Origin of the sequence: Allocatelliglobosispora scoriae (genome assembly GCF_014204945.1) — a bacterium.
GTDB classification, from domain to species: Bacteria; Actinomycetota; Actinomycetes; order Mycobacteriales; family Micromonosporaceae; genus Allocatelliglobosispora; species Allocatelliglobosispora scoriae.
Genome location: NZ_JACHMN010000002.1, coordinates 4,568,098 through 4,580,514, shown reverse-complemented (window position 1 = coordinate 4,580,514; position 12,417 = coordinate 4,568,098). Strand labels below are relative to the sequence as shown.

9 protein-coding genes are annotated in these 12,417 nt (G+C 60.0%); 3 read left to right on the top strand and 6 right to left on the bottom strand.

Annotation, left to right across the window (positions count from 1 at the left end; translation table 11 throughout):
* Window positions 1-2 precede the first annotated feature (2 nt).
* The gene (locus F4553_RS26260; protein ID WP_184840269.1) at window positions 3-554 is read left to right on the top strand and encodes a DNA phosphorothioation-associated 4-like protein; all 552 of its coding nucleotides are present in this window, start codon (window positions 3-5) and stop codon (window positions 552-554) included.
* An 83-nt stretch (window positions 555-637) separates the two neighbouring features.
* Here F4553_RS26260 and dndE read toward each other — a convergent pair whose 3' ends face one another.
* Genes dndE through dndB form a run of 4 tightly spaced genes read right to left on the bottom strand, consistent with a single transcriptional unit; the run spans window position 638 to window position 5,800 of the window.
* On the bottom strand, window positions 638-1,018 hold the full coding sequence (dndE, locus tag F4553_RS26255) for a DNA sulfur modification protein DndE (RefSeq protein WP_312875367.1): 381 nt from the start codon (window positions 1,016-1,018) through the stop codon (window positions 638-640).
* A 41-nt stretch (window positions 1,019-1,059) separates the two neighbouring features.
* Entirely contained in the window at window positions 1,060-3,087 is a 2,028-nt protein-coding gene (dndD, locus tag F4553_RS26250) for a DNA sulfur modification protein DndD (protein ID WP_184840265.1), read from the bottom strand.
* A gap of 14 nt (window positions 3,088-3,101) precedes the next feature.
* Window positions 3,102-4,637 (bottom strand): DNA phosphorothioation system sulfurtransferase DndC, encoded by a 1,536-nt coding sequence (dndC, locus tag F4553_RS26245; RefSeq protein WP_184840263.1) that lies wholly within the window; start codon window positions 4,635-4,637, stop codon window positions 3,102-3,104.
* A complete protein-coding gene (gene dndB / locus F4553_RS26240; protein WP_312875366.1) occupies window positions 4,634-5,800 on the bottom strand; it encodes a DNA sulfur modification protein DndB in 1,167 nt (388 codons plus the stop codon). The genes dndC and dndB overlap by 4 nt, the downstream gene beginning before the upstream one ends.
* Window positions 5,801-5,913: 113 nt before the next feature.
* Between dndB and F4553_RS26235 the strand changes: the two genes are divergently transcribed.
* Window positions 5,914-7,050, top strand: coding sequence for an aminotransferase class V-fold PLP-dependent enzyme (locus tag F4553_RS26235; protein ID WP_312875365.1), 1,137 nt, complete (start codon window positions 5,914-5,916; stop codon window positions 7,048-7,050).
* A gap of 182 nt (window positions 7,051-7,232) precedes the next feature.
* Here the strand turns inward: F4553_RS26235 and F4553_RS43040 are convergent, their stop codons facing one another.
* A complete protein-coding gene (locus F4553_RS43040) occupies window positions 7,233-7,799 on the bottom strand; it encodes an HNH endonuclease signature motif containing protein (RefSeq protein ID WP_376776294.1) in 567 nt (188 codons plus the stop codon).
* Between the two features lie 378 nt (window positions 7,800-8,177).
* Entirely contained in the window at window positions 8,178-9,872 is a 1,695-nt protein-coding gene (locus F4553_RS26225; RefSeq protein ID WP_184840257.1) for a ParB N-terminal domain-containing protein, read from the bottom strand.
* Window positions 9,873-10,767: 895 nt separating this feature from the next.
* Here F4553_RS26225 and F4553_RS26220 point away from each other — a divergent pair.
* Window positions 10,768-11,715, top strand: a complete 948-nt coding sequence (locus F4553_RS26220; RefSeq protein ID WP_221470021.1) for a ParA family protein — start codon at window positions 10,768-10,770, stop codon at window positions 11,713-11,715.
* Window positions 11,716-12,417 lie beyond the last annotated feature (702 nt).

Sequence of the window (12,417 nt, the reverse complement as noted above, 5' to 3'; positions counted from 1 at the left end):
CGATGGCAAATGTAAACATCTACCCGGCGCACCGGGCCATCCTCGACTCGCTCATCACCACGGGCAAGGCGAAGTCTGTTGCCGCAGGCACCAAGACCGGACCGTTCCGCGAGATGCGCGAAGCCTACGTGTTCGCTGCGTCGCTGGCCCTCGCGCTGAACCAGCCCACGCCCGCCGATCAGATCCCGGCCTCGAAGAAGGACGTGCTCCCCATTCAGGATCGGGTCTTCCTGGGCGCCGAGGGCGCGGTAGAGCTCGCCGCAGCAGCCGTGCTGACCAGCGCTGATGATGGCGACGTGGCGCGAGAGTCGCTGCGATCACAGCTGGACCTGCTGTCGGAGCAGAAGCTGATCGAACGCCTGGCGCTGCTGGACCGGTATGCCTACGCCGGGTTCGAGTGGCTGCGAGAGCAGCAGAAGGACGAGAGCGGTGTGCGGGACCTCGTGCTGTCGGCGATCGACAGTGTGGACTGCGTCCTGAGGGAGGTAGGCGACGATTCGGCTGTCCAGGACCCTTTGTGGTCTCTGCTCGGCTTGAAGTCCGTCGTGATCTAGCCGATCTGATGCCATCAACGCCACCACCGGACAGGAGGGCCCCTACGGCAGTCCGACCCTCCCGATGGTGGCGTTGATCCAAATCAGAGCTTGATGAGTGCCACGAGGTCTTGCGTATCCTTCATGTGCTGGTCCCCGACCAGGTACTGAGTCCCACGCACGATGTGAGCGCGCAACTGGGTAGACAACGTGTGCTCATCCAGCGGCAGGCCAAGGTCGCGGGTATGTTGCTTGATGAGCCACCAGTAGATGTCACCCGCCGGGCCTGCGAAGGTCTTCCACGTCATCTCGACAGTCGCGTCGCCTGAGGTCGGCATGAGTCCAGGCGCGGTTGGCTCGGACAGTGACCGGCACAGCGCCCATCGGCACAGCACGTTCCAATTCATCACTCCCGTACGCCGCTTGAGCGTGATGAGCTGGTCCCGGATTTCGCCGCCGACACGCACAGTGTCCGGTGCCGGCACGACGCCAACCTGCCTCGCGGCGGCGTTCTTAGGTCGAGGTGTCATAGCTGTGAACCCTTCGCCGGACGCTTGCCGCGAGCCGCGGGGGCGTCGAAATAGCCTTCCACGCCGCGGGTCGTCCCAGTTTTCGCATCATGCTCGAGGCGGATGGTATGGCTGACGACGTCGGCCTCACGGAGAGTGTCGAGAACGTCGGGGGTGATCTCGGTGTCCGTGGAGAGGACGATTACCTGATGGCTGGCGTTGGGTAGATAACTTTGCACGAATCGCATGCGATGGTCCTGGTCCAACCGCCCGAGCGGGGTATCGATGACTACAGGCAACATGCGGCCTGAGGCCCTGGCGAGTCCTGCCAGGAGCGCGACTGCCAGCAGTTGGCGCTCGCCGGCGGACAGGCTCCGGGGCCGTACGGGTCGCCCATCGTTGTTGAGCAACTCCATGGAGCAGGTCTCGGGGTCGATGCTCACCTCACGAATGAGGTGTTCCTTGCGTAGCAATAGCCGCAGCGAGTCGAAGACCATGGACTGGATCCGTTGTACGTGTCGCTGGGTGGCCTTGGCACGCAGGATGGCAAGGGTATCGCGGGCTCTGGCTGCGTGATCGACGAGGCGCCTGACGCGTTCACTGCGCAGACGCTCCTCGGAGATGACAGCAAGCGCCTGCGTGTATGCCTTCTTCGCCAGCGTGTGGCTTGCCTGCGCCTCGGCGTGGGTTGCGCTGAGGATCTCTACGCGAGCGCGGGCGCGGGCGAGCATATTGTTCGCGGCCTCGAACTCGATCATCATGGCGTCGCCAAGGTCTTTCTGCGGGACTGCGGCAGCAGCGCGGTCCGCATGGTCCAGATTGACGCGCGCCTGGTCGAGCTCGGCGACCCGCTCCCGCAGCACTGTGAGGGTCTCGGTGAGTTCACCACCCTGCAAACTCTGGGCCAACAGAAGCGTCGGCTCGTCGGGATGGAGGAAAGGTGACGTCGGTGCCGCAGCGGTGCGGCGGGCGCGGTCTTCGGTGAGGAACGCCGTCAAGGCATCGACAACCTTGGCCGCAGCGCGCTGCGTCTGCATCAGGTCGAGCAATTGTTGATCTCGGTCGGCGAGCAGGGTGGCAAGCGCTTGATCATCAGCGTGACGACGCTCGGACGTCGCCTGCTCGGTGACGGCCGCAAGGAGGTCTGGCACAAGCAGCAGCGGGCCGTAGCCGCCGATGGATTCGATCAACGCATCACGAGCCGCTTTCGCGTCAGTCTTCGCTGCATGGAGCCTCGAAGCCAGCTGGTCTCGCTGCTGGTACTGCTGCGCCCCTTCCCTGTTGAGACGGGACCGGGCAGCGTCCGCGCCCTCAATGGCGAGTTTCAGCTCACGATGGGCATCCTCAAGGTCCTGAAGGAGGGTGACCTCTGCTTCCTGGCACTGCTCGAGCATCTGCTGTTTCTCTTCGATGCCAGTGAGGTCACCACCCTGCGCGGCCTCCTGACGGTGGCGTCGTTCAAGCACGGTCAGGTCTTCCTGCAGCCGATCCACGAGATCGAGGCCGAGCAGCCCGCTGATCGCGGTCCGGACGAGCTCCTGAGAGACGTCGGGTTCAGCGAAGGCCTCGATCTGCTCGCCATCGAAGAAGAAAAGGTTCGCCACTCCGCGTGGGGCGAGGGTTTCGACATGGTCAGCCCAGCCCTCGGTTAAGACCTGATCGGCATACCCGTCGCGGCTGACCTCGACGACTTCGCGTAGCCGGCCACCGACGACCGCCCAACGGCGCACGAGCCTGAACTCCTGCCACGCGCCGTCGTTGACGGCACGAAACAGCAGTTCGATGGAGGCTCCGTGCGCCGGATCGGCCGCATAGTGGATGAGCTGGGTGAGGTAGCGCTCATAGCTGGTCGCCCGGCGGGAGCTGCCCGGGGTGTGCGGGCCGTACAAGACGAGCAGTAGCGCTTCGAGGATGGTGGTCTTGCCCGCACCGTTCAGACCGCCGAACAGGATGATGGGCCTATGGGGCTCCTTCGGTGCAAGACGCATCGATTGGCGTCCGGCAAAAGGTCCGATATTGGTAAGTACGAGTTCTTGGAAGATCATCAGCTGCCCGTGAATCAGTTGTCGATGGATTCGAAGTCGGAGCCCCGTTCAGGGGATACGGGCTGGCGATAGAGCCCGTCCGACGCCCAATCCTCGGCCTCCTTGGCGAGATCGCGCTGACGGCGCGCGTACGCCACGGCATCGTCCTGGTCGCGGTAGAAGCCCTTGGTGAGGGCTTTCTCCAGGGCAGGGAACAGGCCAGCCCGCCGCAGCTGGTTGCGATGACGACGTTCGACATCAAGCAGTTCGCGCACGGTCTCGAAGTGCAGTCGGTCTTCTCCGCAGATCTCAGCCAGCAGTTCAACCTCGACCGCACCCAGCGGCAGGGCCTCGTCCAGCGGCTTGCCTGGATAGGCCTGGCCGGTCGCCTCCGCATAGATGCGGGGTAGCGAGTCTTCGAACTCGTGCTTCTCGACGACCCAGATGCGCCGGATCTCTTCTAGCTCAGCAAGGGTGATCAGCTCGATCGTGCCGACCTCTGGCGGTCCGTTCCTGCGGACCTCCTCCTGTGCCTCCAGGAGCCGGCGCAGCCATCGTTGGCGTGAAGGCTGGGTGTAAGGGCCGGGGATGGGCGCGTCGTGGAACAGCTGAACGCTGCCGTTCATGCGGCGGAAGTCGCGTAGCTCGCGGTCATCGGCCAAGTCGAGATCGTTGCGTAGCGCGAGCAGTGGCTCCATCCACGCCTTCTCGGCGTCGTTGATCACCATCGCTGTCATCGACTTGTCTTTGTCAACGAGGGTGCAGGTCCAGCACCCGAATCGACTGTCACCGCAGCTGGGTGTTGTTGTGTCAACGACCAGCGGGCACTCGTTGTCGGCGGAGGCGCCTTGATACATGGTCAGCAGATCTTTGTTTGAGTATCCCCACGGATTGCTGACCTGCATCAGGAACATCCACACCTCGTCTGAGCTCCAGGCCTCGATCGGCGTGTAGACCAGTGAGTTCGGAAGGCTTCCGTTCGGAGCGAGTCGTTCTCGCACGCGCTTGGCTTCGTGGGCGGCCATCACCCGCGCACGTGTGGAAGATTCCTGCTTGCGCATGCCGAGCACCAGGATGGCCTCGCCGTGCTGGCGGACCATCGAACGGATGAACGCGTTCGACGGCTTGATCTTCAGTCGTTCGGTGCACCACCGGAACTTCGGACGCGGCGCCGGGTAGCCCTTCCCGATCAGATTCACCCAGAATGTGTCGGCCAGTTCGGGGGTGAGTTTGTGTGGCGTGAGCGGGAGTCCCAGCTCAGTGGCCTTCTCGCCCATAACCTGCAGGCTGCGGTTTACCCAGGCCGACACCACCGGGTTTTCCACGAGCGTGTCCGTGCTGATGACGTGCACGGGCTTCGCGCGAGCGGCAGCCGGCATCCGCTCCAGCGCCAGCCACACCAGCTGGAGGGTAGCGGTGGAGTCCTTGCCACCGGAGTAGCCGATCACCCAGGGGATGTCGTCAGAGCTGTAGAGTTCGATGATCTCCTCTATGGCGCCCTCAACGGTTTTCGCCAGGCCCAGCTCCCCAAACGGACGCTGCCTGGGAGTGGGAACCATCACCTTGGTCATACGATCGCCTTCCGGTTGTCCTCAGCCCTCTGCTCTTCAGCAGGCAAGGCCATACCGAGCTGGGTGCGTATCAGCGCGGTAGTGAGAAGTATGTTCGATCCTGACTTCTGAACGGTCCCGCCTACCAGCGCTCGACCTTCCCAGATCTTGTTCGTCCGTGCCCAGTCAACCCTCGACAGGCCAGACAGGCGCTTCCTCCAGGTCTTGACCGCGGCACCCTCGGTGAGCAGGGTATTTCCAATCCGCCCCAGCGCAGTCAACACGATGCCATGAGTGTGGATGAAGTCACGCCGGATCTCCTGCGCGCGCACCTGCCGGTCGCGGATGAGTGCCCACTCTGGGAACTGGGGATCGGCGGCCTCCCACAGCGCGAGGGCTTTGCTCACCATGTCGGCCTGCGCCATGTCGTTGTTCCCAGAGAACAGCGCTTTATGCGCGCTGTTGATCGCAGACAGGGTGAACATCTTTCGCGACGCTTTGGCCAGGGAGGTCGCCTCGCTCTCCACGACGCCTCTCAGCACCGCGGACTGCGCTACGACAAGCCGCGTGACGGCGGAGAGCTTGTCACGGTGGTCGTAGAGGACTCCGATCGATGGCGAGGGTCGGACCGCATGCCGGTTGAGATCGGCGAACATCTGCTGGCAGCGCTCCAGCCCTTTGTCGAGAAAGAAAACGACTGCGATCGATTCCTTGCCGAGATCGGGGTTGGCGCGCAGGGCCTGCTCAATGGCGGCTCGACGATGTTGCCCGTCGTTGATGATGAACCGGCCGTCCATCGGAACCCGCAGCGTACCCAGGCCGGAGGCCTTGTCAGTGGATGGAGCACGAAGGAACGTCACTGAGGCGTCTACCGAAGCAGTGATCGCCGAGAAGGTGTACGACGTTGGATTCTCATCGATATAACGCACCATCTCCGGAATCCGGCCCTTGTTCAGCGTCCGCTGAGCGCGCAGCTCCGGGGGCATCTCCTCGTCGTCCCAGACGAACATCTTCGATAGTAGCCGCAATGGACACATCGAGACATAAAAGACACGTCCGGCTTGAAGGCCGCGTATGGCGGGGAAGGCGTACTCATAGTGCCCAGCCAAGGCGTCGGAATCTAACTGATCGTCGTCCGACTCATCACGGACAGCTAGAACCGTGTCGGATACTGTTTCGCGCACGGCTTACGTTAAATTGCAGACGTAACGTACGTCAACTTATGGCGGCCGAGTCGCGTCCGTTAGCATCTCCCACGCCGCCGGTTTCGGCGTGCACTGCTGGGAAGGGCGCGCCCGTGACGGTCTACCTTGATGCGAACGCGACGACCCAGGTTGACGGCCGCGTAGTGGATCTTGTTCTTCGGTACATGACCCTTGAATACGGCAATGCCGGCAGCCGCACGCATGACATGGGCCTCACGGCGCAACGTGCCGTCGCCTCAGCTCGCAGCCAAGTGGCGAAAGTCGTCGACTGCCAGCAAGACGAGGTGATCTTCACCTCGGGAGCTACCGAGGCGAACAACATCGCGATCCTCGGTCTTGCCCCTGAGGGCGAGCGGAGCAACCGCCGTCACATCGTCGCTACCTCCATCGAGCACAAGGCCGTACTCGAACCCCTCGAACGGCTAGCATCCCAGGGCTTTGAAGTTGACCTGGTGGCACCGGACGCGTCCGGACGCGTCGACCCGGCGGCGATCATCGGCAAACTGCGACCCGACACTCTCCTGGTCTCCGTCATGGCGGCCAATAATGAGACCGGAGTCATCCAGGCGATCGACGCCATATGTACGGGCATGGCCGACCACCCCGCCTACCTGCATGTCGACGCAGCCCAAGCCTTCGGAAAGCTGCTGAGCCTCGTGCGCCACCATCGCATTGACCTCATGTCGATCTCGGGCCACAAGATCTTTGCCCCCAAGGGCGTCGGTGCGCTCATCACGCGCCGGCGAGGCTACCGCCGCCCGCCCCTAACTCCGTTAATCGTCGGCGGCGGCCAGGAACGCGGCCTGCGACCCGGAACACTGCCTGTGCCCCTTGTCGCCGGGCTGGGACTCGCAGCCGAACTTGCCGTCCAGGAGAACACACAACGTCGGCTGGCTTGCCAGACGTACCGGAGCCACGTGCTCGCCGGCCTCGCCCCGCTCAATCCGATCATCCACGGCGAGCCCGACAACACCTTGCCTCATGTCCTCAACGTCGCACTGCCGGGACTCGACTCCGAAGCCGTGATGGTCGCCTGGCGCGGTCTCCTAGAGGTGTCCAACGGCTCGGCATGTACGTCGGCCTCCTATGACCCGAGCCACGTCCTAGTGGCTATGGGCCTGCCTGAAGACCAGATCCGCGGCGCGCTGCGACTGTCGTGGAGCCACCTCACCGAGGCGGTCGACTGGCAAGAAGCCGTCTCGCGAGTGCGAGACCTGCTCCTGCACTGACATCAGGGAACGACCGCTCTACACTGTGGCCGACGGTATCAAGATCTAGTCAAACGCCTCCGAGCAGGCGCAACGACATCAGCGAGATGGAATTTGGTATCCATGGTCCGACCGTGGGGTGGAGGCGCTGCGGCTCAGCACGAGCGTGGAGATCGCGCTCGGCGGTACGCTGCTCGACCTTCTCACGCCAACAGTGATGGCCTTATCAGGCGTTTAGAGGCCCAGGGATCGTGATCACTACAGCAGACCTTGATGTTCACAGGATTTAGAGATCCGCTTACCGACCAAGGCGCGGCGAACATCTCGTGGGTCTCAACCGTGGCCGCACATCCATCGCGGTATTCGCACCGCGCCCGTAGGCTTAGTACTCTGAGAAGCCATAACGGCTGCGGGATCGTGACCCAGCCGAGGTCAGGATGACGCAAATGCCTTACTGGCCAAGAATACGTGTCATAGATGCTCCCGAACCGACTTTTGATTATGTTGCAAAGTCCGCACGCAAGTCTCAGATTAGCAATCTCGTTCGATCCGCCGTCCACCACTGGCTGAACATGGTCTATCTCTATCTGGAGATGCCGAACTTTCAGCCGAGGTCGAGTGAAGTCGACTAACAACGAAACCGTTGGTAAAACTCTCGACCTGCCAAGAAAATAATCGCGGGCCGCAGGCGTGAACTTATACCCGCACAGATAGCAGCGAGGCTCCGGCTCCGAAGCAAACCACAGTTCATCTTTAGTTGGCTGAGTCATTCTAGCCCGACGCCGAATACGTCGTTCCTCGATCTCCTGCCAGACAATATTGGAGAGGGCTTCCACCACCTCCAGAAGTTCGTCTTTAGGCATGTGTCGGTCGACTTCGAGGATGGCATCGCGGACTTGGGCAGCTAGGTGCGGCAGGCGCAGGGTCTCGTCCTGCTCGAAGGGTGCCGTGTCGACGAGGCTAGCTAAGAACCATCGCGCATGAGCGAGAGTGGCGTCTGCCTGTAGAAGCCATGCCCTAGGTCCGAGTACATCGCTTGGAACTCGCAATCGTGCGAGCGATTGAACCTCTGTATCAGACCAACGGAGACGGCCAGACGTAGCGACGACACCAAAGAACGTGACTACATCGCGAGCATGCACGTCGGATTACGCCCCGAATTCGCGCACAGCGGGCATAGTATTCGGATTCCGGCGGTACTCGAACCAGAGCGTGGCCCATTTATTTCGAACCTTGATGGAATCTTTCTTCACGCTTGCCAACTTCCAATCCCTATTGAAGTAGCCAGCGTTGGTTCCCTTGAGCCATGCCTCAAACGTTCGATCGACATCTTCGACAGTGTCCAGAGTCTCCTCGCGCGACACGAGGAACTCAAAGTAGTCAGCAGACAAGATTGTCAAGCTCACCTTGTTGAACAGGTTGCCCCGGGTATTTCCCCAGGCATTGCTGGCCCCCATGTCGGAGACATCACCAAAGTAGTCGCGTACACATGTGAAAAACCGAATGAAGATGTCCCGCCAAGGGCCATCGGGCCGTCCCCACAACTCCTTCTTCTCAGAATAGGTGTCAACCTCGGCCACCAGTGCGCATTGACTTAAGTACCGCTGGCACCAGATGCTCGCATAGTCGTTCTTCCACCCATAAAGGCGTCCGCCTGTAAATTCCCTGAAGATCCGCACTAGTCCCTGCAGTACGGTCCATTGCAGATATTCAGTTCGATCTCCCCCCATGCCAGTCTGTACCAGCCCTCGGAACGGACTCTCTGAAGCACGGGTCAAGTAGGCGATAGCACGCGAGTCCTCTAGTTTGATCTTCGCGTCTCTCAGGCGTTGAGCAATAGGCTTTAACTCCTCCGCTCCGAGGCTTGTCGAAACAATAGTCCCGAGAAGAGCCGGTGCCATGGGTGTTGCCTTTTGATTCACCACAACAAATTGGAACACATGCTCGCTGGGGCTTGCATCCATCAGCAATGAAACAGGCAGCCGTCGGGAGTACTTCTGTAGGCTTTGGGCCTGGACCTCATCTGCGTTCGTGCCGGCCGCTATCTCCGCGTAGATCTCCGACCGGTTGCCATCACTCTCCATCTCCGCTGCTGCCGCTTGAACAGCTCCCCGAAGACGATGCTGTCCATCTACCAAAACAACCGGCAGCAGGTAGGCAAGGATAGCCTCTTTCGTAAATCCCAAAAATTCGTCTCGGTCCCACGAGGAAGTAATACGCTCAAGTACCGTGATACGCGCTTGAATGTCAGCGTAAAACTCAACAATATTTGTTTCCTCGGACAGAAGAACGGAACCAAACTCAGACGTGTTCGATTCTTCTGATTCCGGGATATCCTCTTCCGCGAGCTCGTCGGGCTCATCGGCATCAACTGGACCAGCGGTGTTATACCGAGCCTGAGCTAGGAGATAAAGCTGGTCGACGAGACCTTGGGGGACCTCATAGTCAGCAAGGATCGGCACACGCTCTCGAACCTGTTTCGCAAGCTGCTTAAGCATCTCAAGAAATGGTAGGGCCTCGATGCCTGCGGAGTTGATGATCAGCTCGCCGAAGGGGCTATGGTCCTCCGAAGGCGCGAAGCGAACGCTCGTTTCACTTTGAATCGCAGCCAAAAGCGGATTTTGCACAACATTGCGAGGATTACGGAAGAAGGCCGCAATCTCATCAACTCGACTGTCCTTCACTTCACGCTGAAAGCCAAAGGTTTCACGATCGTCGAGTCGCCTTCGCTGTGGCACTCCCGCCCACTGTTCGATATCCGTGGCGGGAGCGGTGAACAGGACCAGCGGCTTGCCAGTGTCGGTCTGATGCATGCGATACGCCTGGTACCGGAACTCAGCCACTGAGCAACTCCTCACTGAACTACAGCACGCCAACAACGCACAAGGAATGCTAACCCACCTGCCGGGACGGAGTGGCCAGCCGAAGGCGTCATCGGCTGTCACTCATGTGCAGCAACTCCCGCCATCCTGCTGAGCAGCACGCGTGCCGCTGCCGGCAGGTCCAGGGCGACGCTCCTTGACGCTGCGGGTTGTCCTCACTCGCCGGGTTCTGTCGTTCCGTCCGGCAACAAACATGCACAGGCGGCACCAACCACGGTCCAAGATCAGCTGAGAGAGCGGTTCGCGAGCCGAACGACGAGGGAACCGGCGTCACCTAAAGCACGATTTGATCATAGGCATCCGCCATCACCCGGCAGGTCAGCCGCTATAGCCAGGCGACCGGATGGGGAGCAGTTTTGGGATGTATCCGCCATGAAGATCGCCTTACACCGGACCACCTTCGCGCAGCTCAGCCGCAATATCACCAGGCGCTTGGGGGTGCGTCTCGGACCTTCGACGGTGGCACGAACCTGCGCTCGGCACCAGGCGACAAAGCGCGAGCCGCCCTCACGACTCGGCACCGCGGATCACGGGTTACCGATTTAGTTGATCTACGCGCTCACTTCACGCTGAGGTGTGCACCCTCGGCCTATACGTCGATGATGACGTGTATGTCGCATCGTCACGTCTCTGCGGCGGACGCGCCATGCCATGTCGCCACAGCAGGGTTCCTGACGAATGCCGCCCTGGTCAGACTGGCTTCGCCAGGGGCGAGCGCGTTGACGATGCTCGTTTTGGTCATACGGTAGTGCGGTCGGCAACCAGTGGGCGAATCGCTTGAAGGTAGAGTCAAGCCGACCAATGCGATGGTCGGGTGACGCGCCCAGGCCAAGCTAACGGTGACAACGTGTGACCCATGAAGACGATAGGCGAACACATGAAGATTGTATCGGTAATTAATTATAAGGGTGGCGTTGGCAAGACGACGCTGACCGCCAATTTAGGCGCCGAACTTGCCTATCGAGGCAAGAAAGTTCTGTTGATTGATCTCGACCCACAGGCGAGTTTGACCTTCTCTTTTTTCACGCCGGAATACTGGACGAAGTCTCTTGCTGACAAGAAGACCATCAAACAATGGTTCGACTCATATGATACGGGACCGTCTCCGCTCACTCTTAACACTCTCATCGCGGAGCCAGCTCGCGCGAAAAATAGAGGTGTCGAGGCCAACGGCGGCCTTCTCCATATAATCCCATCCCATCTAGGGCTTATAAATGTCGATCTAGAGCTGGCCGCTGAACTAAGCGGCACGAGCCTCAAGCAATCTAAAATGAAGTACCTTCGGGTTCATCGCCGATTGGCCGAAGGTCTCAATGAGCAGCCCTTTGAGGAATACGACATTGTATTGATCGATTGTCCACCGAACTTCAACGTTGTCACGAAGACCGCCATCGTGGCGAGTGACAGTATCCTCATACCGGCGAAGGCGGATTATCTTTCGACTCTTGGGATCGATTATCTGCAACGTAACTTGAACCAGCTTGTTGGCGACTATAACGAGTACGCCAAGCTAGAGACCGGAAAGCAGTCAGACGTAATCAATCCACAGATCCTCGGCGTGGTGTTCACAATGCTGCAGATATACGGTGGGCAGCCAATATCAGCCCTTCGGCCTTATATCAGTCAAACCAAAGCGCTTGGCGTACCCGTTTTTGACTCGTTTATCCGAGAGAATAAGACATTCTTCACGGACGCACCTCGTAGTGGCGTTCCCGTGGTCCTTCATGGGGAGCCAAACTTTAAACACATCGTCGAAGAACTTGAAGAACTAGTTAGCGAGTTTCAGAACAAGGCGGGCTTGTAATGATAGATGCACCAAAAAGCGCCGACAGGACCGTGCAGCTCTTGAAGGAAGTTACAAATGTTTTACGCAGCCTTTCTGAAGAGGATATCGACCGTTTACTGTTGGGTGAGGCGAGACTGGTCGTGGTCCCGAGGTCGAGCAGGTCCAGGGACCATCTGATGGCGTTGGAATCGGCAGATGTTGATAGAATCCGGGCAGCCTTGTCAGGCATGAAGTCCCGCGAGGAGGGCCTTTCATACGTTGAAGGACTAAAGCTCACGCGGGACGCGCTTCAAACGCTTAATTTGGCGTTTGACCTGCCGGTAAGAAAATCCGATAAGGTGGAGGATCTACGAAACAACCTCGTTGAAGCTACTATCGGTTTCCGCTTACGCTCCCACGCGATTCGCGAGCAATGAGCCTGTTTCTTCGCTCGTCGATCGGACTCGTTCCGACTCATCAGGCGGGTCGAGGCGGTCCTTCTGCATGCCGATGTCGTGATCGCTGCTACATGGTTTTCGGTACCCAGATGGTGCGGTGCAACTTTCCGCCCGCCGACACCGAGCAGACACGGGGAGAAGCGAACTATAGAGGGTCACCGCAGCTCATGCAGGTGTCCTCGCCATCGACTGCGCTGACAGTCTTGTCTTCGGCCTACCTTGCCAAGGTCGTCGTCCGGTAGGCGCTTCCTTGACGAGCTGGGCCATGGCCAGAACACGGCAC

Coding starts and splice junctions, on each gene's coding strand:
- F4553_RS26260 (WP_184840269.1), top strand. CDS start 3: ATGGCAAATGTAAACATCTACCCGGCGCACCGGGCCATCCTCGACTCG.
- dndD (WP_184840265.1), bottom strand. CDS start 3,087: ATGATCTTCCAAGAACTCGTACTTACCAATATCGGACCTTTTGCCGGA.
- F4553_RS43040 (WP_376776294.1), bottom strand. CDS start 7,799: ATGACTCAGCCAACTAAAGATGAACTGTGGTTTGCTTCGGAGCCGGAG.
- F4553_RS26220 (WP_221470021.1), top strand. CDS start 10,768: ATGAAGACGATAGGCGAACACATGAAGATTGTATCGGTAATTAATTAT.
- dndC (WP_184840263.1), bottom strand. CDS start 4,637: ATGACCAAGGTGATGGTTCCCACTCCCAGGCAGCGTCCGTTTGGGGAG.